Genomic DNA, 21,136 nt, shown 5'->3' on the forward strand with positions numbered 1-21,136 from the left:
TCCTTGGGATAACGGGTATTCAATCGTTCCAGCGCTTGAAGATGATCGATGTATTGATGCCGCCGAAGGCGAAGTTGTTGTTCATCACGTAGTCGGTCCGCAGTTCGCGACCCTCGCCGGTGATGTAGTCCAGGTCGGCGCAGCGGGGGTCGCGCTCCTCCAGGTTCAGCGTGGGGGCGAACCAGCCCTCGCGCATCATCTCCAGCGTGATCCAGGATTCGTAGGCGCCGCACGCGCCCAGCGTGTGGCCGACGTAGCTCTTTAGCGAACTGATCGGCATGCGCTGGCCGAACACCGACGCGGTGGCCGTGGTCTCGGCGATGTCGCCGTGGTCGGTCGCCGTGCCGTGTGCGTTGACGTAGCCGATCACATCGGGCTGCAGGCCCGCGTCTTCCAGCGCCAGCCGCATCGCCTGCGCCATCGTGTCGGCGCTGGGCTGGGTGACGTGCTGGCCGTCGCTGTTGGTGCCGTAGCCGACGATTTCGCCCAGGATGGTCGCACCGCGCGCGAGCGCATGTTCCAGGTCTTCCAGCACCAGCGTGCAGGCGCCCTCGCCCAGCACCAGGCCGTCGCGGTGGGCATCGAACGGGCGCGGCGTGCTGTCCGGTTCGTGGTTGCGCACGCTGGTGGCGAACAGGGTGTCGAACACGGCCGCGGCCGTCGCATCCAGCTGCTCGGCGCCGCCGGCGATCATCGCCACCTGCTTGCCGCTGCGGATCGCCTCGAAGGCCGAGCCGACGCCCTGACTGCCCGAGGTGCAGGCGCTGGACGTGGTGTAGACGCGCCCGGTCAGGCCGAAGAACACGCCGATGTTCACCGGCGCGGTGTGGCTCATCATCTTCAGGTAGGTGGTGGCATTGATGCCTTCGGTGGTGTGCTCGTTGAGCATGCGGCCGAAGTCGCCGATGGCCTCGTGGCTGCCCGCCGACGAGCCGTAGGACACGCCCACCTTCCCGCTCTTCAGCACCGGGTGCCCCAGCAGGCCCGCCTGTTCCAGCGCCAGTTCGGTGGCGCGCACGGCCATGATGGCCACCCGGCCCATGCTGCGCGTGGTCTTGCGGTTGTAGTGGGCAGGCAGTTCGAAGGGCTCGGCTGGCGCCGCCAGGCGGGTGTTCAGGCCTTCGTACCGATCCCAGTCCTGCATGTGCCGCACCGCGTTGCGGCACTCGCGCAGGCGCAGGTGCACGCTGGCCCAGTCGTGCCCCAGCGGGCTGATCGCGCCCGCGCCGGTGACCACCACGCGTCGATCGATGCGGCTCATCCGACCAGCCCTCCGTTGACCGAAATCACCTGGCGGGTGACGTACGAGGCCTGCGGCGACATCAGGAACGACACTACGGCGGCGACTTCCTCGGGCCTGCCCACGCGCTTCATCGGGATCATCTTCAGGGCCTCGTCCACCACCTCGCCGCTGACCATCTCGGTATCGATCAGGCCAGGCGCGACGCAGTTGACGGTGATCCCGCGACTGGCCAGTTCCAGCGCCAGTGCCTTGGTGGCGCCGATGATGCCGGCCTTCGCCGCGCTGTAGTTGACCTGCCCGCGATTACCGACCAGGCCCGACACCGAGGACAGCGTGACGATGCGGCCGGGCTTGCGCCGGCGCACCATCGGCATGATCAACGGATTGAGAACGTTGTAGAACCCGTCCAGGTTGGTGTGCAGCACGGCGTCCCAGTCCTCGCCGCTCATGGCCGGAAACGCGGTGTCGCGCGCGATGCCTGCATTGCAGACCACGCCGTGGTACGCGCCATGTTCGGCCACGTCGGCTTCCAGCGCCTGCGCGGCGGCGGCACGGTCGGCCACGTCGAAGGCCAGTACGCGGCCTTCCCGCCCGAGCGCACGCGCCTGTGCCGCGACGGCTTCCGCCTCGTCCACGCGGCTGCGGCAATGCACGACCAGGTCGAAGCCATCCTGCGCCAGCGCCAGCGCGATGGCGCGCCCGATGCCCCGGCTGCCCCCGGTGACCAGGACCGTTGTCTCTCCCCTCATTGCGGCGTGCTCTCCAGATAAGCCATGGCGTCCGGTGGTTCGAACACCGACACGTTGGCGGTTGCCAGTTCGTCGCCGTCCCCCAGGATGCGGCAACGGAACATTCCCAGCCCATTGTCGCCCAGCAGCTCGCGCGTCGCCTCCACCCGAAGTAATGCGCCCGCCACGAACCACGTCACCCGGCTCTCGTAGCGGCGCGTGCCCAGCAGGAAGCCGATCGACGGCTCGCGGCCCGCGCTGCGCGCACGGCATCCCGCCCAGGCGGCGATGGCCTGGGCCATGTATTCCACGCCCACCCAGGCCGGAACGCCTTCGGCATGGCTGAACGGCCCCTCGTGAGGCACGCGCAGCTCGACCGCCACGCTGTCCTCGTCCCAGGCCACCAGCCGGTCGACCAGGCGCATGCTGCCGCGGTGCGGCACCACCCGTTCGATGTCGTACAGATCGTGCATCACCCCTCCCCGAACACCAGCACCGAATTGCTGCCGCCGAACGCGAACGACTGGCTGAGCACGTGGCGCAGCGGCCGTGCGGCGGTGGCGCCGGGTGGCACGAAGGCGAGCGCCGGCAACGCCGGGTCCGGCTCGCCATCCCACCAGTGCGGCGGCAGCCGGTGGCGGGGATTGTCGACCATCGCCAGCCAGCACAGGCCGGCCTCGACCGCGCCCGCGGCACCCAGCGTATGGCCCGTCAGCGGCTTGGTGGAACTCACCGGCACGGCGGTACCCAGCGCCGCGCTGACCGCGCGGCTTTCCATCGCATCGTTCTGCGGCGTGGCGGTGCCGTGCAGGTTCACGTAGTCGATGTCGGCCGCCGTCAGGCCTGCCCGCGCCAACGCATGGCCGATCGCGGCGATGGCACCATGGCCTTCCGGTTCCGGCGCGGACACGTGGTGGGCATCGGAGGTTTCGCCCCAACCCGCCAGCCGCACCGGTCCCGGTTCGCGCGTCATCAGGAACAGCGCGGCGCCCTCGCCGATGTTGATGCCGTGGCGGTGCGCCGAGAACGGATTGCAGCGCTCGCTGGCGACCGATTCCAGCGCCATGAAGCCGCGCACGGTGAACTGGCACAGCGAATCCGCGCCGCCGGTGATGACCGCGTCCACCAGCCCGGTGCGCAGCAGCCGTGCCGCCGACGCCATTGCCTTGGCGCTGGACGAGCAGGCGGTGGAGAGGGTCCAGGCGGGGCCGCGCGCGCCGGATTCGGCGGCGAGGAACCGCGACGGCGCACCGATCTCCTGCTGCACGTAGTGGAAGCCTTCCGGCCAGCGGCCCTGCCGGCGCCACATCGCCATCGCCTGCTCCGCCTCGCCGATGCCCGAGGTGCTGGTGCCCACCACCACCGCCACCCGCGACGGACCGTAGCGTTCGATGGCCTGCCGGACCTGGCCCTGGATCTGCAGGTAGGCCGCGCGCAGCAGCGTGTTGTTGCGTCCGTGCAGGGGCACCGGGTGATGGTCCAGCGACGGCAACGGACCGGACACGGCACCCAGTGCCAGGCGGTGACCCGGCACCAACGTCTCGTTCATCGCCACACCGGCGGGCGCATCGTCGCGGAACAACGCCTCGCGTACCGCCGCGGCGCCATGGCCAAGCGCGCACACCAGGCCAAGATCGTTCAGGAAGATGGCCTCGCCACTCACGGACTGGACGCTCCGCCGGCCACCGATTCGATGGTCAGATCATAGCCATCGGCGCGGTTGCGAACCTGCAACGTCGTCTCACTTGTACGTTCGCGTACCAGCCATGCACGACCATCCCGCCGCAGCTCGCGCACATCGCCCGCCTCGTGCAGCTCCCATCCGGCAGGCAACACGGCACGCACGGCGTCGGCGGGCCACAGGCTGAACTGCACATCGTCGAGCACGCGCTCGCTGCGCACGGCGTCCGGTAGCCAGGCGGCACGCTGCTCCACTAAGTTCCGGCCATCCCACTGAAGGCGCACGCCGGTGCGACCCATGGCCTGCACCGCCAGGCGCACCTCGGCCGCGTCGACTTCGAGCAGCGCATCCAGTTCGCGCACCTGCGCACCGAAGCGGAACACCAGCCGCTGTTGCACGGCCAGTTCATGACCCAGCGCGGCGGGCGCCAGTCGCAACGCAGGCAGCTCTGCCGCGGGCGCGACCGGGCGCGTCGCGCATGCGGCCAGCAATACGCTGGACAGCAGCAGCGCGATCAGCCGGTGCACAGCTGCTCCAGCACCTGCAGGCGACGCTGCGTATCGGCGACGTAGGGATTCTTCTTGTCCCATGCGTAACCGGCCAGGATCGAACAGATCATGCGGCGGATGTCCGGCTGCGAATCCGGATGGAAGATGATCCGCTGGAAGCCGCCGGCGTACCACGATTCCACGAACCGGCGGAACGTCTGCACGCCGCCGCGCAAGGGCACCGCGAAGTCGGCTTCCCAGTCCACCGTCTCGCCGGCGTAGCGGCGGCGCAGGCACTCGCTGGCCAGCTGCGCCGACTTGAAGGCGATGGTGACCCCCGAGGAGAACACGGGGTCGAGGAACTCGCCTGCATTGCCGAGCAGCGCATAGCCCGGTCCCCACAGGGAGGACACGTTCGCCGAGTACCCGGTGATCTGTCGCACCGGCAACACGGCCCATTCTGCATTCTTCAGCAGGCGCGTAAGGTTGGGGTCTTCGCCGACGATGGCCTGCAGGCGTTCCAGTTCGGTGCCCTGGTAACGGTCCAGGAACGCCGTTTCCGCCACCACGCCCAGCGAGCAGCAGCCATTGGAGAACGGAATGGTCCAGTACCACACGTCCACGTGCTCGGGATGCGTGGTGATCAGGATCTTGTTGCGGTCGAAGCCCGCATCGTGCGGGATGTGATCGCGCACATGGGTGAAGATGGCGCCGCGCACCGGGAAGTTGGAGGGCGACTCCAGCTTCAGCAGGCGCGGCAGCAAGCGCCCGAAGCCGCTGGCGTCCAGCATGAAATCGGCTTCGATGGCGTATTCCTCGCCTTCCGGCGAACGCACGGTCACGCGCGGCGTCTCGCCCGGCTCGGCGGAAAGCACTTCATGGCGATAACGCACTTCCGCCCCCATGCGCTCGGCGCCCTTGGCCAGCACATGGTCGAAATCGGCGCGCTGCACCTGGTAGGTGGTGCCCCAGCCCGGCGAGAACTTGTCGCGGAAATCGAATTCGGTGGTGCGTTCGCCCCGCACGAACGCGGCGCCGTTCTTGTACTGGAAACCGGCTTCCACCACATCCTGCAGCAGGCCGGCCGCCTGGATGTACTCCATGCTCTGCGGCAGCAGGCTCTCGCCGATGGAGAAGCGCGGAAACTGCTCGCGCTCGACGATCAGGACCTTGCGGCCCTGCTGGCGCAGCATCGCCGCGGCCACGGAGCCGGCCGGGCCGGCGCCGATGATCAGGATGTCGGTGCGTTCCGTTTTCATTCTGAGGGATGTCCTAGCAGGGAAGAATCGTCCGGCGCCGGCCGGAACAGGGGCGACAGCAGCCACACCAGGCCGATGCCGAACAGCAGGGTCAGGCCGAAGGTGCGCAGCGCCGGCGTGGCCGACAGGCCCAGCAGGCCGAACGAGAGCCACGTGCTTGCGGCACCCACACAGACCGCAAGCCACGCGCTGGCGTCGCCGCGGTGCTCGACCAGGAAGATGCCGTAGTCGATGCCCATGCCCAGCAGCAGCATCAGCGCCAGCACGTTGAACAGCTGCAGCGGCTGGCCCAGCCAGCCCAGCAGCGCGACGGTCAGCAGGCCGGCCAGCAGGGTCGGCGTGATGACGCGCCAGGCCTGCGTGCGGTAGCGGATCGCCAGCACGACGAACACGACGACCACGCCGGCCAACAGCAACCAGGACATCATGTGGCGGTAGTGCGCCAACAGGCGGGAAATGTCGGCGGTGCGGTCCACCCAGCGCACGCCGTCCAGCCCCTTGGCCTGGGCGGCGAAGACAGCCAGCGCATCGGGCCGCGACAGGTCGTTGACCATCACCACCGAGGCCACGCCCTGCCCCACCTTCCCCAGCCATAGGGAGCGCACGGGCAGCGACGCGGGCGACGCCAGGAAGGTATCGACGTCCAGCGCCGATGCAGCGAATTCGCCACGTGCCAACGTCTCGCCGGTGACGGTCGACAGGCGTGCCAGCACGTGCCGTTCGACACGCGAGGTCAGTGCGGCGACTTCGCCCTGCCGGCGCTGCGATGGCAGCCAGTCGCTGAGCGCGCGATGGCCGCCGACGGACCCGTCGGCCTCGAGTTCGCGCAGCCGGGCGACCAGCCGCTCCTCGCGCTGCAGGACCTGTTCGGCATCGCGGCCCTGCACCAGGAAGAACTGCGCTGGGCTGGGCATGCCCAGCAGCCGGCCCACCTCGCGTTGCTGGGCGATCAGTTCGGCGGGTGACGATTGCAGGCTGCGCAGGTCGTCGTTCCCCTGCACGCGCATCAGTCCCGGCACGGCGACCAGCAGCACCACGACGGCGAGCGCGATGCCCCCGCGACGCGTCGCCAGGCGCGGCCAGCGCGCCAGCGTGCCGCCCAGCCAGCGCGAGAAGCCCGTCGTGCGCACCTGACCGCCATCGAGCCAGGGGAACAGGAAGATCACCGTCAGGAAGGCCGCCGACAGCCCGACCACCGAGAACAGCGCCATCTGGCGCAGTCCGGGGAAAGGCGCCAGTCCCAGCGCCAGGTACGCCAGCGCGCTGGTCAGCAACGCCAGCCACAGGCCCGGCAGCAACTGCCGCAACAGCGACCAGCGGCGCGCGGCCGCCACGCCCTGGCGCGAGGCGAACCAGTGGATGCCGTAGTCCTCGGCCACACCCACCAGGCTGGCGCCGAAAATCAGCGTCAGCAGGTGGATCTTGCCGAACACCAGCACGGTGGCGGTCAGGGCGACCGCGCACCCGACCAGCAGGGACAGGGCGACCAGCAGCAGCGGCCGGAACGAACGGAATGCCAGCCACACCAGCAGCAGGACGGCGGCCAACGAACCCCAGCCGATGGTGTTGACCTCGCGGCTGGCCTGAACCGCGGCGGACTCGGCATGCAACGGCACGCCCGCCTTCAGCACGCGCAGTCCCGGCGCGGCGGTGGTGGCCGCGGCTGAAGCGGCATCCAGCAGGTCCTGCAGCCGCCGTTCGCCATCCAGCTTGAACGCGGAGTCGCGCAGGACGAAGCGCAGCACCGCCCAATGGCGCCCGTCGGCCTGCAGCAGGCCCTCGGCATCCAGCGCCATCCCGGAGGCGGCCGCCTGGGCCTGCCACCACTGCGGCCACAGGCCGAGGGGATCGTCGCGCCATTCGGTCAGCCGCGGCGCCCCCATCGGGCCGTACAGCGCGGCGAGCGCCGATTCGGCAAGCGCATCGGCCGGGGTCTGCTCCAGTTGGCGGCGCTGCGCTTCCGTCAGCAGGCGATCGCGATAGGGGGCCAGCGCATCGCGCGCCTGGGCGAACCAGTCCTCGGGCGAGCGGTCCTCCATCAGCAGGCCTGCACCATCGGCGGCCGACGCCCGCACCGCGGCCTCGAACGCGCTGCGGGCGCGCACTGCCGATGCCGCGTCGGCGGCGCCCAACATCACCACCACGTCGCGCGCACTGTTGCCGGCGATCCGCTGGGTGGCGTCGGCGACCGCGGGATCGCCCGCATCCATCGGCAGCAGGGCCAGGATGTCGCTATCGATGCGCGGCGCCTGCCAGAAGCGCACGTGATGCCAGGCCACGGCCACGAGCACCAGCAGCCACGCCAGCGCCAGCCAGCGCCAGCCGCGCAGCCTGCCCTCCGCCCCCGGCGATGCGTGCGGTTCAGTCAAACCGGGCGGCCTCGTCGCGCGTCAGCGTGGCCGGCGTCTCGCTCATGGCCTGGAAATGCAGGCGGGTGACATCGCCGTTGGCTTCGCGCAGCTCCACGTCGCGCACGTAGCGGTCGCCCGCCAGGCGCACCGACGTGAACGCCTGCGCCAGCTGGCGCGAGCGGGGCGACAGCGTCATCCGCCAGCCCTTGCCGTCGGCGGCCTCCTCCTTCACGTCGAAGGCGGCGGTGAGCGCCTTCGTATCGCCGCTCATCAACGCGAACATCATGGCGTTGATGCTGCGCAGGCCCGGCTGCTGGCGCCCGTCCACCTCCACACGGCGACTGCCGTCGCGTTGGCGGCTCAGGATGCGGTCCTGGGTGATGACGGTCTCGGAGGGAAACGGCGCCAGCGTGGTCCACACCACGCCCTTGTCGCGCGCCAGCAGGAAACGCCCGCTGGAGCGCAGCGGATTCTTGAAGCCCGCGACCTGTTTTTCCTGCCTGAATTCACCGCGCAGCAGCGGCACCTGGGCCACCTGCTCGCGCACCCGGGCCAGCGGCTCCGCCGCCGCGGCCGGGGAGAGCGGACCGGCACAAGCGAAGGCCAGGGCAAGGACGACCAGCAGGTCACGGATGAACGTCATGGCGCAGGAACTCCCAACCGCTCCCAGAGCACAGGCGGGCACAGGTACAGCATCTCGCCTGAAGCGGCGTCGACCGCCACCTGGATCGTATGCGCGCGCGTCAGCACCTCGCCGCTGACGGCGTCGCGGATCTCGTAGTCCATCCTCAATCGGTTCTCCCACTCGCTGATCCGGGCCGCCACGACCAGGGGTTGCGCATACCGCAGCGGCCGGATGTACTTCACCCGGGTATCGACGATCGGCCACATGTAACCCGACGCATGCATCTGCGGATAGTCGTAGTCGAAGCGCTGCAGCAGCGCGCACCGGGCGATCTCCAGGTACTTGAAATAGTGCCCGTGCCAGACCACCTGCATGGCATCGCAGTCGTGGAAAGCGGGGTTCAATGCGACCTCGATGGCGAAGTCGTCGCGCAGTTCAGCCCGCATAGACGGCCCAGCGTTCATCGCGGATGTCGGCCAGCAACTGGCGCAGTTCGCCATCCAGTGCCCGGTCTTCCTCGACCAGCGCGATACGCGCCTGCAGGTCGGCGTACATCGCTGCCGGACCTTCGCCCAGCGTGGACGGCAGGCCGACGCGCTGGCGCAGGGCCAGGGCCTGGCGGGCGGCGATCAACATGCCGGCAACCACCTGCTCGGCCAGTTCGATCACGCGCAGGCAGTCGCGTGCGGCGATGGTGCCCATGCTGACTTTATCCTGGTTGTGGCACTCGGTGGAGCGGGAGAACACCGACGCCGGCATGGTCAGCTTCAGCGCCTCCGCCGTCCACGCCGACACGCTGATCTGCAGGGCCTTCAGGCCATGGTTGATCGCCGCGCGCGGGCCGGTGGCGCCGGACAGGTTGGCGGGCAGGCCGTGGTTGTAGCGGGCATCCACGATCAGCGCGAGCTGGCGGTCCAGCAGGTCGGCCACGTTAGCCACCGTGTTCTTCAGCGAATCCATCGCGAAGGCGATGTGGCCGCCGTAGAAATGGCCGCCATGCAGGATCTGTTCGCGTTCCGGGTCGATCAGCGGATTGTCGTTGGCGCTGTTGAGTTCGGTTTCGATCAGCTGGCGCAGGAACGGCAGCGCGTCCTCCAGCACGCCGATCACATGCGGTGCGCAGCGCAGCGAGTACCGGTCCTGAAGCCGCTGCTCGTTGCGCGGCGGACGGTCGCTGTGCAGGTCCTCGCGCAGGCGCTGCGCCACGCGCGACTGGCCGGGATGCGGCTTGGCGGCGAACAGCACCGCATCGAAATGATGGGCATTGCCGTTGCTGGCCAGCACGTTGAACGCCGTCAGCCGGGTGGCGAGCCGCGACAGGTACTCCGCGCGGTGGAACGCCAGGCAGGCCAGCGCCGTCATCACCGCCGTACCGTTCATGATGGCCAGACCTTCCTTGGGGCGCAGCGTCAGCGGCGTCATGCCGATCTCGGACAGCGCCTCGCCCGCGGGGCGCCGCCTGCCCCCGTGCAGGACCTCGCGTTCGCCGCACAGCACGGCTGCCACGTAGGACAGCGGCGTCAGGTCGCCGCTCGCACCGACCGAGCCCTCGGCCGGAATCAGCGGCAGCACGTCATGGCGCAGCAGGGTTTCCAATCCTTCCAGCAGCGGCAGGCTGACGCCGGACATGCCGCGCACCAGCGACGCCAGGCGTGCAGCCAGTACCGCGCGCGTCTCAGCCTCGTCCAGGAAGCGTCCCAGGCCGCAGCCGTGGTACGTGTACAGGTGGTGCGGCAGTTCCTCCACCAGCACGGGCGGGATGTTGACCGTGCAGGAGTCGCCGTAGCCGGTGGTCACGCCATAGATGACGCCCTCTTCCTCCAGCAACCGGCTGAGGAAGTCCGCCCCGCGGGCGATGCGTGCACGGAAACCGGGATCCCTCGAGAGCACGGCGGGCACCTGCCGGCGCGACAGCGCCACCACATCCTCGATGCGCAGCGGTGCGTCGCCGAAGACCGGCGCTGCGGATTCACTCATTGCGGGCGTCATGCGTTACCTGATCCCAGAAGGGGTAGAAGTTGAACCAGTCATAAGGCGACAGGCGGACCTGCCGTTCCAGCCACGCCGCGAACTGCGAAGCGTAGCCGGCCAGCGCGGCGTCGCGCGAGCCGCGCGGCAGTTCGATGCGTTCAGCGAAGGCGTCCATGCGCACGCTGTAGCCATCGCCCTCGTGCGTGCAGGCCATGGTGAACACCGGGCATTTCAGCGCGGCGCCCAGCACATAGGCCCCGATGGGAAACGGCGCCGGGTGGCCCAGGAACGGCGCATTCACCGTGCGGCCGCCACGCAGGGGGACGCGGTCGCCGGCGATGGCGACGAACTCGCCACGGGCCACGCGCTCGGCCAGCGCCACCGCGTCGGCCGGCCCCAAGTCGGTGACCTGCAGCAGTTCGACGCGGGTCGTCGCGTCCAGGCGGCGCATCATGCGGTTGAAGCGCTCGGCATGCGCCGTATGCACCAGCGCGGTCAGACGCAGCCCTGGGACCTGTTCGGCCATCACCTGGCACAGTTCAAGACAGCCCAGGTGTCCGGTGACGATCAATCCGCCCTGCCCCGACCTGACCCGCGCCAGCACGCCCTCGCGGTGCATGCGCACGCGGTCGACCGGATAGCGCTGGCCCAGCGCCAGGATCTTGTCCAGCAGCGTCTCGGCGAACATGGCGAAGTGATGCAGGCTGTGCCGCATGCCCGGCGCCTCCGCCGGCACACCCAGATGCGCGTGGGCGCGCCGCAGGTACTGCAACGAGGCGCGGCGCGCAGTGCCGTTGAGCAGCCAGTGGACCAGCACCACCGGATACACGCAGACGCGAAAGGGCCAGCGTCCCAACCAGCGATGCACCGCGCACAGCAGCAGGATGCCGCCGACCGAGGTGGATTCGCCGATCTCGGCCCAATGCTGGCCGCGACCGCTCACGATGCCACCGCCGCACGGCGCACCAGCAGTCGCGGCAGACGGCGCAGCATGCCGAAGAACAGGCGCGCGTGCATGCGGCTGATGCGGACGTTGTCGCGCCAGACATCGAAATGGGAAACCCCGTCCAGCGGGTAGGTTACCCGCGTGGGCAGGTTGTGGACCGCGATGCCACGCCAGAACAGCCGCACCAGCACCTCCACGTCGAAGTCCATGCGAAGGCCGATGGTCTCCTCGTCCATCAGCCGCAGCACCGGCGGCAGCGGATACACGCGGAAGCCGCACATCGAATCACGGATCGCGAACGACAGGGTGTTGATCCACACCCAGACATGGGTGAGGTAGCGGCCGTACAGTCTTCCCTTCGGCACGCTGGCGTCGTAGAGCGGTACGCCGCAGACCACATCGTCCGGATACGCCCGCGCCAGCGCGAGGAAACGCGGGATGTCGGCCGGGTCGTGCTGTCCGTCCGCATCGATCTGCAGCACATGGGAGTAGCCCTCGCCGCCCGCCTGCCGGAATCCGGCCAGCACCGCACCGCCCTTGCCCTGGTTCACCGGCAACCGCAGCAGCCCCACACGCGGTGCATGCAGCGCCGCCAGCCGGTCCAGTTCGCGGGCACAGGCCGCGCCCGACCCGTCGTCCACCAGCAGGCAGGGCACGTCGGCGGCCAGCACGCCCTCCACCATCGTGGCGATGGCGTGCTCGTGATCGAATACGGGGATCACCACCAGCGGATTGAAACCGGGCCGGGCCGGCGCCTGCTCACTCGCCATGGTCGAACACCACCCGGCCGCTGGCGTGCGGACCGTGTACGGACGTATAGCGGAACTGCAGCGTGCAACGCTCGGCCTGCCACTCCAGTTCCAGATGGATCGTGTCGCCCGGACGTGCCACGCGCTGGAATTTCAGCGCCTCCATGCGCAGGAAGCGCGATGGAATGGGGAACGCCTCGCGCGCAAGCTGGACCGCCCAATCCAGCTGTGCCACGCCGGGCAGGATCGCGGCCTGCGGGAAATGGCCATCGAACACGGCCAGCGACGCATCCAGCGGCAGTTCGACCCGCGCCTGCGTCGGCGTGCGCAGCGTCCACGTCGCCGTCGGGCGCTCGGGACGGAACAGGGCGGTCAGCGCCGCTTCGGTCACCTTGCCCTGCGCATTCGCCGGCAACGCGGACACGAACCGCCACCGTCGCGGACGCGTCACCGCATCCTGGCTGGCAGCCAGATGCCGCGACAACGCCTGCGACAGGGCGCGGCGCGCCGCCGCGTCCTCGGGTACGGGCAGGCCGCTGGCCATCGCGACCACGGCCGCCAACGTACTGCGGCTGCCGCCCAGCAACAGCACCCGCACGTCCCCGACCGCGGGATGCGCCCGGACCTGCCGTTCCAGCGCATCCAGTGACACGCGTCGCTCTTCCACCTTCACGATACGGTCCGCGCGACCCAGCAGGCGGAAGCCTCCGCAGCCGTCCGGCTCCGCGCGGTCCTGGCTGCGCCACCACGCGGCATCGGAGAGGTGCGGCGACTGCACTTCCAGCACGCCTTCGTGTACGCGCCAGTCCACGCCCGGCAGGGCCCGCCACGCTGGCTGCTCTTCGCGCCAGTGCCGCCATGCGATGCCGCCGGTCTCGCTGCTGCCCAGGATCTCCGTCGGCGACACGCCCAGCAGGCGCGATACCTCATGCGCGGCTTCGGCGGGCAATACCCCGCCCGAGGAGAACACCGCGCGCAGCCGTCCATGCAGCGCCGCCCAGTCCAACTGCGCCGGCAGGCGCTTGAGATGGGCCGGACTGGCCACCAGTACCGCATCCTGCCCGTCCATCGCGGCCAGCAGGTCTTCCGGAAAGAAAGCGCGCGGGACGATCGCGCGACCGGCGCACAGCGGCCACAGCACCCGGAACAGCAGGCCGTAGATGTGCTGGTGGGAGACGGTCCCGTGTACGGTCGCGCCCGCCAGGCCCCTACCGAGGGCAGCTTCCAGCGCGTGCACCTCGGCATCGAGCTGTCGCAGCCGTTTCTCGATCGCGACCGGCTCGCCCGTGCTGCCCGAGGTGAACACGACCAGCCGCGCCGCCTCCGCATCGAGCGGTTGCAACGGGGTAGCGGACACATCGTCGGCGGGCGACGCCAGCGTGGCCTGGGGCCAGTCGCCTGCGAAACCATCCACCCGCCCCTGCAGACGCGCCTGCGTCCCAGCCAGGGCATCGCCGGGCAGCACCACGGTCTTGCCCGCGTGCCAGGCGCCGTACAGGGCCGCGGCAAAGCATGCCGCGTCTTCGAAGTGGAGCGCCCACGCGTGCGCCGGCGACGCAGTGAATGCGGTACGCCACCGCAGCACGTCGCGATGGAAGTGCGCATGGTCGCGGGAATCCCGACCGGCCGCCGTGAATGCACGACCGGGCTCAGGCTGCACCGCCACCTCGGCCAGACAGCGCCACTCAGCCATGCCGGTGCCCCGCCCTGACCCGCTGCCGCACCACCCACTCCACGCCGAACAGCAGTCCGATCAGCCCGTAGGCGATCAGGCCGTTGTACAGCGCCCACGCGCGGTCGGACATCCACAACGCCGTCGCCAGCGCCAGCGTGCCGTTCAGCAAGAAGAAGCCGCACCACACCTGGGTGACCCGGCGCGTATACGCCACGCCGGACGGCGGCAGGTCGGGTTCGCTCAGCCGGGCGATGCGCTCCACCGCCGTCGGCGGGAACGCCAGGCTGGCCGCGAACACGACCAGCAGCACCGCATTGATCAACGCCGGATACAGCTTCAACGGCAGCGCCTGATTGAACACCGTCGCCAGCGCCGCCAGCACGGCCGCGCCGGCCGCCGCGACCAGCCACACCGCCTGGCGGGTCGCGAGCGCACGCAACAGCGCAAGCGCCAGCAGCAATACCGCCAGCCAGCGGGGCTCGAACCGGCCCATGGCCCAGTACACCACCAGCGGGTACGCCACCGACAACGCCACGAACATGGCCGCGCCTATCCTGGACACGGGAGAGCGCCCTGCGCTCAGGCGGCTTGGTCGCGGATCAGGCCGTACAGCACGTCCACGATGTCCTGCACCGTGCGCACCGACTTGAACGCATCCGGCTGCAGGCTGCGCCCCAGCAAGGGCTTGAGCTGCACGATCAGGTCCACCGCATCGATGCTGTCGATGTCCAGGTCGTCGTAGAGCCGGGCCTCGGGCGTGATCCGCGCGGGCTCGATCTCGAAGCTGTCATGCAGGATCGTGACGATCCGGTCGAAAAGTTCGTTCTTGGTCATCTTGCCAGTCCTGCCGTCCCTGCTCAGGCCTTGCCCTGCGAGGCGACGAAATCGGCCAATGCGCGCACGCTGGCGAAATGCCGACGGGTTTCCTGCGAATCCGCGGAAAGCGCCACGCCGTAGCGCTTCTGCAGCGCCAGGCCCAGTTCCAGGGCATCGATGGAGTCCAGGCCCAGCCCTTCCACGAAGAGCGGGGCGCCGGCATCGATGTCGTCCGGGGAAATGTCCTCCAGCGACAGCGAAGAAATGATCAATTCCTTGATCTCGTGCTCAAGTGCCTGCACGCGATGGATCTCCCGCAAAGTAGTTGGCCAGATGTTCCGTGAGCCGCCGGGCTGCCAGCGCCTCTCCCCCCGCCGACGGATCCCCCCCCTCCGTTCCGTTCAGGAACGGGGCGATCGGCAGGTCTTCCTGGACATCGATCACCATATGGAACCGCGTCGGCGGCACACGATACCACTTATCCCCTTTCCCCAGCGTCGGCGGCGAGCAGCGGATGCGCACCGGCGTGATGTCCAGCGCGCCGCGCACGGCGATGTTGGCGGCGCCACGCTGCAGGCGGAGCGGCTGGCCCGGCGTGGTCCGCGTACCCTCGGGAAAGATCACCAGCGCGCCTCCTGCGCGCACGGCGGCGATGCAGTCCTCCACCAGCCCTGCACCGTCGTCGTTGGATACGTAACCTGCGGCCCGGACCGGCCCCCGCATGAACGGATTGCGCGCGACCGCCGACTTGACCACGCAGTCCGCGTTGGGCAGCAGCGAGACCAGCAGGACCACATCGATCAGGGTGGGATGGTTCGCCAGCACCAGCAGGCCGTCGCGCGCCAACCGCTCGCGGCCGCGGATCTCGTAGGTCATCACCCCCAGCCGCCGCATCAGTTCCACGTGCGCGGCGAAGCTGCGCTGGACGATCCGCCGCGCCCAGCGCCGACGGCGCTCCGGGTCGCGCACCAGCCACAGCATGGGCGGCAGCACGCAGAGGCCCAGGAACAGGCCGCCCAGCCCGAAGGCCAGGAAACTCAGCCCGGTGCCCGCGACCCGCCACGCATGGTGGATGCGCTCACGCATTCCGCCGCCAGTGCCAGGCAGTGCCGTCGCCCCGCCACTGCAGGGAAGGATCGCCCGAGAGCAGGAATCGCAGGATATCCAGTGCATGGGGTAATGCCGCAGGGGCGTCGTCCGCCCCGTCTGCCTCGTTCCATGCGAGCGCGAGCGCATCGCCCACCGCGCCCACCGCGCCCACCGCGCCCACCGCGCCCACCGGCCCCACGCGCCAGCACCACGCGAATCCCGCGTCCGGTTCATCGGCAAAATCCGCGTACACGGCAGGCAAGGGTGCGTCGTAGACCACCAGCAACACTTCCGGCGCGCCATCGGCCAGCAGTGCGGCGGCCTCGATGCAGGCCGTCTCCACCGTCGCCCTGCCACCGGCCACGGCCACGTAGTTGCCGCGGTCCCGGCGCAGGATCGAATAGAGGGCGGCGATGGCGTTGTGTACCGACAGGCCGAACGTGGTGGGCGATGGGGGGTCGTCCGTGGCAAGCGCTTCCAGCAGCTCCATGGAGCGCGCCACGTCGCCATGGCGCGAGGCGAACACCAGCGGCACCCCGCCCTCATCGGCCTCCTGGCACCAGCACGCGGTCTGGATGGCCATGCGTCCCAGCCGCTCAATGCGCCGCCGCTGCATGGCGGGAACCTCCTGCAGCGCAGGCGTTTCGTCCCCCGAGGGCAGCCACGGCGCCGCGGCCCATGCGCGCCACGCATCGCCATCCACCAGACCCGGCGCCCATGCGGCCCATTGCTTGACTGAAAAGCCGATCATCCCGCGCGCACCGCTCCGTCGATTTCCGTGTGCGCTATTTCACCCGCATGCCCGGATGTTCGCCAGTCGTAAAAAATTTCGTAACAGATGCTTGCGCATCGGAAAGAGGCTGGCTATTATTTCGCTCCTGCCAGCACGTGGGGCCATAGCTCAGCTGGGAGAGCGCCTGCATGGCATGCAGGAGGTCGGCGGTTCGATCCCGCCTGGCTCCACCAACTTCCGGACAATAGGCCGTCCGGAAAGAAAATCTGGCACACACTTTCGTGTGTCCCCATCGTCTAGAGGCCTAGGACATTACCCTTTCACGGTAGCGACCGGGGTTCGAATCCCCGTGGGGACGCCACTTATCTTGAAGGCCCGGGAAACCGGGCTTTTTTTTTGCCGAGCGCGTTCGTAACGGCGCTTTCGCAGGCATTTACAAGAATCTCACCGCCTTCGGCGTAGAACCGGCGGCAGCCCATGCCGCTCGCGCGGCCGCGCATGCCATCCGTGGCGTGATCGAAGCTGTCGCCCCTTTGCCGGAGCTGCCGTCATGACCCACCATGCCCTCGCCGACGAACTGGTTTCGCAACTGCCGCTCCATCGCGACACGCGATGGACGGCCGGATCGCTGGGGCTGGATGAGGCCGCCTTCGATGCGGTCGCACAGCGGCTGCTGGAACTGGAAACACTGGGTGCGATCGACGTGATGAACATGAGTCGCGACGCCAGCAACGGCCTGCGCCGGCTCAACGCCATCCGCTTCGTGCGCGTGGCGTGAGGGGCGGATTCGGCGCGGGATCAGGCGACATCGCGCACGCGACCGGCGTGGCGCAAGGTGGCCACGCCATGCCCCTGCTCGGCCAGGTATTCCAGCCATTTGCCGAGAAAGGTATTCATCCGCATGCGGTGGCTGATGACCTCGGCCGGTGGCGGATACAGGCCGATCACATCCTGCCAGCGACGGCCCACGTAGCAGTGCGTCGCTTCGGCCTGGTGCGCGTCGCGGTAGAGCCGCACGAAAGCCGAGGGATCGGGTTCGCCCGTGAGCGGGTCGCACAGGTCGTAGGTCAGTCGCAGTTCCACCGTGTAGCGGTGCGTCTCGATCACGTCCAGACGCAGGTCCAGCCCGTCGCCGACGCTGGACAGGTAGCTTCCCACCATCAGGTGTTCGGGCGCGAACAGGCGCGAGAGCCGCGCGTGGTTCTCCGCATACAGCGCCATCAACCAGCCGAAACGGCTCAGCCGGGGAATGCGTGCGGTGCGTGCGAGGGCCTGGGACATGGGCCGATCCTACACGCGGAATTCCCTGCGCGGCAGCATTGACGCACACCCGCGTGCGGCCTAAGTTAAGGATCTGCCGCCCGTGGATTCCCGGGCCTGCGTCGCAACCGTTTCCCGCTCAGTACATCTCGCGCTGCAGGCCCAGCGTGGAAAGCACCTTGCTCGAGATTTCCTCGATCGACTTGTTGGTGGTGCTCAATGTGGGCAGGCGCTCGACCTGGAACATCGCTTCCGCCGCCGCGACCTCGCGCCTGCAGGTTTCCAGTTTCGAGTAGGTCGAGTTCGGGCGTCGCTCCTGGCGGATCTGCTGCAGACGCTCTGGATCGATGGTCAGGGCGAACAGCTTGCGACGGTAGGGGCGCAGCCTGGCCGGCAGGCGGTCGGTCTCCAGATCGCCATCGGTCAGCGGATAGTTCGCGGCGCGCACCCCGTAATGCAGGGCCAGGTAGACGCAGGTGGGCGTCTTGCCCGCGCGCGACACCGCCACCAGGATCACATCGGCCTCGTCGTAGCTCACCGCCATGCCATCGTCGTGCGTCAGCGCGAAGTTCATGGCGTTGATGCGGCGATGGTAGGTCTCGAAGTCGACCAGGCCATGCGCCTGGCCCACGCGCGACTGACGCTGCTGGCCGAGTTCGCGCTCGAGCGGCTCGATGAAGGGCGCGAACACGTCCAGCACCAGCGCGCCGCTCTCGGCGATCAGGGCGCTCAGGGCCGGATCCACGCAGGAGCTCACCACGATCGGACGCGCACCCAACTGCTCGCCCGTGCGACGGATGCGGTCCGCGGCATCCCGGGCCTTCTCCTCGTCGTCCACAAAGGACAGCCGGTCGGTCTGGAACCGCATGCCCGCGAACTGGGTCAGCAGGCTGTGGCCGATGGTCTCGGCCGTGATACCGGTGCCATCGGATACGTAGAACACCGGACGCAGTTCAGACATGTCCCTCTTTCCCCTGCTTCACCATGGAAACCCCTGTCAAATCAAGCTTGTCTGCAATTGGTATGCACTGCATCATATCGCTTCTTCCCCCTAGACACGGCCCCACGCCGGCGGTCCTCGGCGCGGTGCGGTCCATTTCGGAGCAATGCGCTTGAACGAGAACATCCTGTGGCTGCACGAGCTGCGCCTGGCCGACCTGGCCCGCGTGGGCGGCAAGAATTCGTCGCTGGGCGAGATGATCGGCCACCTGGCCAGCCTGGGCGTCTCGGTGCCGGGCGGCTACGCGACCACGGCCGACGCGTTCAAGGCATTCATCGCCCACAACGACCTCTCCAAGCGCATCTTCGACAAGCTCGCCACGCTGGACGTGGAAGACGTGCCCGCCCTGACCGCCGCCGGCAAGGAAATCCGCGGCTGGGTGATCGATGCCCCGCTGCAGCCCGACCTCGACCGCGACATCCGTAGCGCCTACGCGAAGCTCTGCGCCGAGAACGGCGGTGGCGACGTGGCCGTGGCCGTGCGTTCCTCGGCGACGGCCGAAGACCTGCCGGATGCCAGCTTCGCCGGCCAGCAGGAGACGTTCCTCAACGTCACCGGTGCCGACGATGTCGTGCACAAGGTCAAGGAAGTCTTCGCCAGCCTCTACAACGACCGCGCCATCGCCTACCGCGTGCATCACGGCTTCAAGCACGAGGACGTGTTCCTGTCCGCCGGCGTGCAGCTGATGGTGCGCTCAGGCGTCGGCGCGTCCGGCGTGCTGTTCACACTGGACACCGAATCCGGCTTCCGGGACGTGGTGTTCGTCACCTCCTCCTTCGGCCTGGGCGAGATGGTCGTACAAGGTGCGGTGAACCCGGACGAGTTCTATGTCTACAAGCCCACCCTCAAGCAGGGCAAGCCGGCGATCCTGCGCCGTTCGCTGGGCAGCAAGGCGATCCGCATGGTGTACTCGGACATCCCCGGCGAGCGCGTGCGCACCGAGGACACGCCTGCGGAACTCCGCAACACGTTCTCCATCACCGATGCCGATGTGCACGAACTGGCCAAGCAGGCACTGGTCATCGAACAGCACTACGGTCGCCCCATGGACATCGAGTGGGCGAAGGACGGCGTGACCGGCAAGCTGTTCATCGTCCAGGCCCGCCCCGAAACGGTGAAGTCGCGTGCCAAGGCCACCCAGATAGAACGCTATGCGCTGGAAAAGCGCGGCGAAGTGGTCGCCGAAGGCCGCGCCATCGGCCAGAAGATCGGCAGCGGCGTGGCCCGCGTGGTGCGCTCGCTGGAGGACATGAACCGCGTGCAGCCCGGCGACGTGCTGGTGGCCGACATGACCGATCCCGACTGGGAGCCGGTGATGAAGCGCGCCAGCGCTATCGTCACCAACCGCGGCGGCCGTACCTGCCACGCCGCCATCATCGCGCGCGAACTGGGCGTGCCGGCGGTGGTCGGCACCGGCAATGCGCTGGATCACATCACCGACGGCAGCGAAGTGACCGTGAGCTGCGCCGAAGGCGATACCGGCTTCATCTATGCTGGCGCGCTGCCCTTCGAGCGCACCACCACCGATCTGGCCGCCATGCCGGCGGCGCCGCTGAAGATCATGATGAACGTGGCCAACCCCGAGCGCGCGTTCGACTTCGGTCAACTGCCCAACGCAGGCATCGGCCTGGCGCGCCTGGAAATGATCATCGCCAGCCATATCGGCGTGCATCCGCTCGCCCTGCTCGAGTACGACCGCCAGGAGGCGGACGTCCGCAGGAAGATCGATGCCAAGATCGCCGGCTACGCGGACCCCGTGAGCTTCTATGTCGACCGCCTGGCCGAGGGCATCGCCACGATCACCGCGTCGGTCGCTCCGAATCCCGTCATCGTGCGGCTGTCGGACTTCAAGTCCAACGAGTACGCCAACCTGATCGGCGGCAGCCGCTACGAGCCGCACGAAGAGAATCCGATGATCGGCTTCCGCGGCGCCAGCCGCTATGTCGACCCGTCGTTCGAACCCGCCTTCGCGCTGGAATGCCAGGCCGTGCGCCGCGTGCGCGACGAGATGGGCCTGGACAACCTGTGGGTGATGATCCCGTTCGTGCGCACGCTGGAGGAAGGCCGCAAGGTCATCGACGTGCTGGCCAAGCACGGCCTGCGCCAGGGCGATGGCGCTACCGATGGAAAGCCGGGCCTGAAAATCATCATGATGTGCGAGGTGCCGTCGAACGCGCTGCTCGCCGAGGAATTCCTCGACATCTTCGACGGGTTCTCGATCGGATCGAACGATCTGACCCAGCTGACCCTGGGACTCGATCGCGATTCCAGCATCGTCGCCAACCTGTTCGACGAACGGAATCCGGCCGTCAAGAAGATGCTGTCGATGGCGATCAAGGCCGCACGCGCCAAGGGCAAGTACGTGGGCATCTGCGGCCAGGGTCCCAGCGACCACCCGGACCTGGCGGAATGGCTGATGGCCGAGGGCATCGAGTCGGTGTCGCTGAACCCCGACACGGTGGTCGACACGTGGCTGCGCCTGGCGAAGACCAAGGCCGGCTGAGGTCGCGCGCAACCGCCTT

Annotated in this window: 22 protein-coding genes and 2 tRNA genes; 4 read left to right on the forward strand and 20 right to left on the reverse strand. The window is 68.8% G+C overall.

Annotated elements, in window-relative coordinates; all coding sequences use genetic code 11:
• Nucleotides 1-19 precede the first annotated feature (19 nt).
• The 18 genes from V8246_RS16155 to V8246_RS16240 are packed head-to-tail and all read right to left on the reverse strand — an operon-like array spanning nt 20 to nt 16,372.
• Nucleotides 20-1,261, reverse strand: coding sequence for a beta-ketoacyl-ACP synthase (locus V8246_RS16155; RefSeq protein WP_336190137.1), 1,242 nt, complete (start codon nt 1,259-1,261; stop codon nt 20-22).
• The gene (gene fabG, locus V8246_RS16160; RefSeq protein WP_336190138.1) at nt 1,258-1,992 is read right to left on the reverse strand and encodes a 3-oxoacyl-ACP reductase FabG; all 735 of its coding nucleotides are present in this window, start codon (nt 1,990-1,992) and stop codon (nt 1,258-1,260) included. The genes V8246_RS16155 and fabG overlap by 4 nt, the downstream gene beginning before the upstream one ends.
• Nucleotides 1,989-2,444, reverse strand: a complete 456-nt coding sequence (locus V8246_RS16165) for a hypothetical protein (RefSeq protein WP_336190139.1) — start codon at nt 2,442-2,444, stop codon at nt 1,989-1,991. The genes fabG and V8246_RS16165 overlap by 4 nt, the downstream gene beginning before the upstream one ends.
• Nucleotides 2,444-3,634 carry a beta-ketoacyl-ACP synthase gene (locus tag V8246_RS16170; protein WP_336190140.1) on the reverse strand — a complete coding sequence of 397 codons (1,191 nt, stop codon included), beginning with the start codon at nt 3,632-3,634 and terminating at the stop codon, nt 2,444-2,446. The genes V8246_RS16165 and V8246_RS16170 overlap by 1 nt, the downstream gene beginning before the upstream one ends.
• Nucleotides 3,631-4,179, reverse strand: a complete 549-nt coding sequence (locus V8246_RS16175; protein ID WP_336190141.1) for a DUF3261 domain-containing protein — start codon at nt 4,177-4,179, stop codon at nt 3,631-3,633. The genes V8246_RS16170 and V8246_RS16175 overlap by 4 nt, the downstream gene beginning before the upstream one ends.
• Nucleotides 4,167-5,399 carry an NAD(P)/FAD-dependent oxidoreductase gene (locus V8246_RS16180; protein ID WP_336190142.1) on the reverse strand — a complete coding sequence of 411 codons (1,233 nt, stop codon included), beginning with the start codon at nt 5,397-5,399 and terminating at the stop codon, nt 4,167-4,169. Before V8246_RS16180 ends, V8246_RS16175 begins: the two co-directional genes overlap by 13 nt.
• Nucleotides 5,396-7,768 (reverse strand): hypothetical protein, encoded by a 2,373-nt coding sequence (locus tag V8246_RS16185; RefSeq protein ID WP_336190143.1) that lies wholly within the window; start codon nt 7,766-7,768, stop codon nt 5,396-5,398. The genes V8246_RS16180 and V8246_RS16185 overlap by 4 nt, the downstream gene beginning before the upstream one ends.
• Nucleotides 7,761-8,393, reverse strand: a complete 633-nt coding sequence (locus V8246_RS16190; RefSeq protein ID WP_336190144.1) for an outer membrane lipoprotein carrier protein LolA — start codon at nt 8,391-8,393, stop codon at nt 7,761-7,763. Before V8246_RS16190 ends, V8246_RS16185 begins: the two co-directional genes overlap by 8 nt.
• Nucleotides 8,390-8,821 (reverse strand): acyl-CoA thioesterase, encoded by a 432-nt coding sequence (locus tag V8246_RS16195; RefSeq protein ID WP_336190145.1) that lies wholly within the window; start codon nt 8,819-8,821, stop codon nt 8,390-8,392. The genes V8246_RS16190 and V8246_RS16195 overlap by 4 nt, the downstream gene beginning before the upstream one ends.
• Nucleotides 8,811-10,352: an aromatic amino acid ammonia-lyase gene (locus tag V8246_RS16200; RefSeq protein ID WP_336190146.1), complete on the reverse strand. Its 1,542-nt coding sequence runs from the start codon at nt 10,350-10,352 to the stop codon at nt 8,811-8,813. The genes V8246_RS16195 and V8246_RS16200 overlap by 11 nt, the downstream gene beginning before the upstream one ends.
• Nucleotides 10,345-11,289, reverse strand: coding sequence for an acyltransferase (locus tag V8246_RS16205; RefSeq protein WP_336190147.1), 945 nt, complete (start codon nt 11,287-11,289; stop codon nt 10,345-10,347). The genes V8246_RS16200 and V8246_RS16205 overlap by 8 nt, the downstream gene beginning before the upstream one ends.
• The gene (locus V8246_RS16210) at nt 11,286-12,062 is read right to left on the reverse strand and encodes a glycosyltransferase family 2 protein (protein ID WP_336190148.1); all 777 of its coding nucleotides are present in this window, start codon (nt 12,060-12,062) and stop codon (nt 11,286-11,288) included. The genes V8246_RS16205 and V8246_RS16210 overlap by 4 nt, the downstream gene beginning before the upstream one ends.
• A complete protein-coding gene (locus V8246_RS16215; RefSeq protein WP_336190149.1) occupies nt 12,052-13,734 on the reverse strand; it encodes an AMP-binding protein in 1,683 nt (560 codons plus the stop codon). Before V8246_RS16215 ends, V8246_RS16210 begins: the two co-directional genes overlap by 11 nt.
• Nucleotides 13,727-14,257 (reverse strand): hypothetical protein, encoded by a 531-nt coding sequence (locus V8246_RS16220; RefSeq protein WP_336190150.1) that lies wholly within the window; start codon nt 14,255-14,257, stop codon nt 13,727-13,729. The genes V8246_RS16215 and V8246_RS16220 overlap by 8 nt, the downstream gene beginning before the upstream one ends.
• Nucleotides 14,258-14,295: 38 nt before the next feature.
• Entirely contained in the window at nt 14,296-14,550 is a 255-nt protein-coding gene (locus V8246_RS16225; protein WP_142124725.1) for an acyl carrier protein, read from the reverse strand.
• A 23-nt stretch (nt 14,551-14,573) separates the two neighbouring features.
• Nucleotides 14,574-14,834 carry a phosphopantetheine-binding protein gene (locus V8246_RS16230; RefSeq protein WP_336190151.1) on the reverse strand — a complete coding sequence of 87 codons (261 nt, stop codon included), beginning with the start codon at nt 14,832-14,834 and terminating at the stop codon, nt 14,574-14,576.
• Nucleotides 14,821-15,618 (reverse strand): lysophospholipid acyltransferase family protein, encoded by a 798-nt coding sequence (locus V8246_RS16235; protein WP_336190153.1) that lies wholly within the window; start codon nt 15,616-15,618, stop codon nt 14,821-14,823. Before V8246_RS16235 ends, V8246_RS16230 begins: the two co-directional genes overlap by 14 nt.
• On the reverse strand, nt 15,611-16,372 hold the full coding sequence (locus tag V8246_RS16240; protein WP_336190154.1) for a beta-ketoacyl synthase chain length factor: 762 nt from the start codon (nt 16,370-16,372) through the stop codon (nt 15,611-15,613). The genes V8246_RS16235 and V8246_RS16240 overlap by 8 nt, the downstream gene beginning before the upstream one ends.
• 139 nt (nt 16,373-16,511) lie before the next feature.
• On the opposite strand from V8246_RS16240, the gene V8246_RS16245 reads away from it, so the two are divergent.
• The 3 genes from V8246_RS16245 (at nt 16,512) to V8246_RS16255 (ending at nt 17,132) form a co-directional block, all read left to right on the forward strand.
• Nucleotides 16,512-16,587: transfer RNA gene (locus V8246_RS16245), tRNA-Ala, on the forward strand.
• Between the two features lie 52 nt (nt 16,588-16,639).
• Nucleotides 16,640-16,715 (forward strand) — tRNA-Glu (locus V8246_RS16250).
• A gap of 189 nt (nt 16,716-16,904) precedes the next feature.
• Nucleotides 16,905-17,132 carry a hypothetical protein gene (locus V8246_RS16255; protein ID WP_336190155.1) on the forward strand — a complete coding sequence of 76 codons (228 nt, stop codon included), beginning with the start codon at nt 16,905-16,907 and terminating at the stop codon, nt 17,130-17,132.
• A gap of 20 nt (nt 17,133-17,152) precedes the next feature.
• On the opposite strand, the gene V8246_RS16260 is transcribed toward V8246_RS16255, so the two are convergent.
• The gene (locus V8246_RS16260; protein WP_336190156.1) at nt 17,153-17,635 is read right to left on the reverse strand and encodes a DUF1249 domain-containing protein; all 483 of its coding nucleotides are present in this window, start codon (nt 17,633-17,635) and stop codon (nt 17,153-17,155) included.
• A 118-nt stretch (nt 17,636-17,753) separates the two neighbouring features.
• Nucleotides 17,754-18,575: a pyruvate, water dikinase regulatory protein gene (locus tag V8246_RS16265; protein WP_336190157.1), complete on the reverse strand. Its 822-nt coding sequence runs from the start codon at nt 18,573-18,575 to the stop codon at nt 17,754-17,756.
• 151 nt (nt 18,576-18,726) lie between these two features.
• Here V8246_RS16265 and ppsA point away from each other — a divergent pair, with 151 nt between their 5' ends.
• Nucleotides 18,727-21,117, forward strand: a complete 2,391-nt coding sequence (gene ppsA / locus V8246_RS16270; protein WP_336190158.1) for a phosphoenolpyruvate synthase — start codon at nt 18,727-18,729, stop codon at nt 21,115-21,117.
• Nucleotides 21,118-21,136 lie beyond the last annotated feature (19 nt).

This window comes from Pseudoxanthomonas sp. F11 (assembly GCF_037046485.1).
Taxonomy (GTDB): Bacteria; Pseudomonadota; Gammaproteobacteria; order Xanthomonadales; family Xanthomonadaceae; genus Pseudoxanthomonas_A.